The 1710-nt window shown below is 45.0% G+C and carries 1 protein-coding gene and 1 pseudogene; both read right to left on the reverse strand.

Annotated elements, in window-relative coordinates; all coding sequences use genetic code 11:
* Nucleotides 1-133: 133 nt before the first annotated feature.
* A pseudogene (locus tag D3222_RS24455) lies at nt 134-817 on the reverse strand (PTS transporter subunit EIIB); the annotation flags it as partial.
* A gap of 30 nt (nt 818-847) precedes the next feature.
* On the reverse strand, nt 848-1710 hold an 863-nt coding region (murQ, locus tag D3222_RS24460), incomplete at its 5' end, for an N-acetylmuramic acid 6-phosphate etherase (RefSeq protein WP_118988341.1).

Here is a 1710-nt window from a genome sequence, read left to right on the forward strand (position 1 = left end):
CTATTGCAAATAGCACGGATGTCAGCAAATAGTTATACTGAACCCCATCATCTTGGGGTTTCTTGGAAAAACGAGCAATATTGTATGCTGGCGAAACTCATATCAAATAAAGTAAAAGACCACCTCCCTAAACAAAGAAAGTAGAAATACCGGAATAAAAACCGCTGGTGGCGTCTGGGTTATAACTGAGTACAAACAGAGAGGCGATAATGGCGCCATTTATTCCTGATCCACCAAAGGCTTTTTGCGCGTTATAACCAATCAGAATACTCAGAAAGCTGAACATGCCTTTACTGAAAACTTTCATATAGCCGATGATTTCAACCAAAACAGCATTAGGGTGCTCAACACCCTGAATGGCTATCTGTTCAAGTAAAGTGGCAAAGCCGAGAAGTAGACCAACGGCAATAAAACCGGGGATCAATGGAGTAAAAATAGTGGCGAATTTGGTCAGGAACTTATGTACGGCACTCACCTGTTTCTCTTTAAGCTGCTTTTTATTAGCAGAAGCAATATTGGTTAAATTAGTGTCGCTTGGTTTCAATTGTTCTGTATGGGTAGACGAATTTAGCAATTCATTCATTATTTCAGCCGCTGTTTGGGCTTTTCCCGGCCCAAGCACGATCTGAAATTGATCGTCGCTTTCAATAATACCTAACACGTTGGGGATCTGTTTTAACGCCACTTTATCCACCTGCGTATTGTCACGCAATGTTAGTCGCAGGCGGGTCATACAGTTGCCACATTGCGCTACGTTATCTGCATTGCCGATAGCTTTAAGGATCTGAACAATGATTGTCTGATTAATTTTAGCCATCTTGCTGACTCCTTCTCAGCAGGGAAGTTGTTACCGAACGGCTGAGATCGTCGGTTGAATAAAACCGTGATGTTTTTCCAGTAAAGCTTTTGCTTGCTGAGCACTGACTCCAGCCAGAATCATCACAATGGCGGTTTTACAATGCCCATCACATTCTGCTAGTGCCCGTTCAGCTTGTTCACGGCTGCACTCGGTGGCGGCCATAACGATATTTTTCTGCCTTTCAACCAGCTTGGCATTCGTCGCTTCTACGTCCACCATCAGGTTGCCATAAACTTTACCTGTACGGATCATGGCGCCGGTGGTCAGCATATTCAGAATTAGTTTTTGTGCTGTACCGGCTTTCATACGTGATGAACCTGTGACGATTTCTGGCCCAACTATCGGTGTCATGGCGATATCGGCTACCTGTGTCATTGGGCTTTCCGGGTTGCAGCTAATGCAGGCAACGGTGGCGCCAACGGATTTCGCATACGCCATTGCACCCAAGACATAAGGTGTACGGCCGCTGGCGGCAATGCCAACCAATACATCTTTTGAGTTAAAGTTTAGCGCTTGAAGATCATTTGCGCCCAGTTGTTGGTTATCTTCTGCATTCTCAACCGCATGTAGAATGGCCTGATGCCCTCCGGCAATTAATCCAACCACTTGTTCAGGTGTAGTGCCATAAGTTGGAGGGCATTCACTGGCATCCAGAATCCCTAATCGACCTGAAGTGCCAGCGCCGATATAAATTAAACGACCTCCCTGACGAAATGCTTCGGCAATTTTATCTACCGTTTCTGCAATTTTTGGCAAAGTTTGCTCTACCGCCAGTGCGACTTTTTTATCTTCATCGTTAATCAGTTTTAGCATTTCAAGGGTTGGCAAAGTATCAATGTTGGCACTGGCTG

It is taken from the genome of Photorhabdus sp. CRCIA-P01 (genome assembly GCF_003545805.1).
Lineage (GTDB): Bacteria > Pseudomonadota > Gammaproteobacteria > Enterobacterales > Enterobacteriaceae > Photorhabdus > Photorhabdus antumapuensis.